This window comes from Pseudoalteromonas sp. MER144-MNA-CIBAN-0113 (assembly GCF_040308965.1).
In the GTDB taxonomy this organism is placed as follows: Bacteria; Pseudomonadota; Gammaproteobacteria; order Enterobacterales; family Alteromonadaceae; genus Pseudoalteromonas; species Pseudoalteromonas tetraodonis.
The window spans coordinates 1-233 of record NZ_JBEOOG010000621.1 but is presented as its reverse complement, the minus strand read 5'-3'; the positions used below and the strand labels follow the sequence as shown (position 1 = coordinate 233).

Below are 233 nucleotides of genomic sequence, written 5' to 3'. Positions count from 1 at the left end.
CCCCAAGCCGTGGAAACCACCTTTTGCAACCAAAATTCGTTGACCATCTTGAGTTAAGTCGCCAAGTCCCTCTTGGGTATCAACATCCATGATGCGCGTGCCTACAGGCACCATAACAAATAAGTCATCGGCTTTTCGGCCTGTACAGTTACGGCTACGACCGTTAGTACCACGTTCAGCTCTATGAAAGCGCTCAAACTGATAATCAATTAGGGTATTTAAGTTTTCATCAG

At 45.9% G+C, this 233-nt stretch carries 1 pseudogene; it reads right to left on the bottom strand.

Annotation, left to right across the window (positions count from 1 at the left end):
• Nucleotides 1–233, bottom strand: a pseudogene (gene obgE / locus AAEY57_RS21200) (GTPase ObgE); the annotation flags it as partial.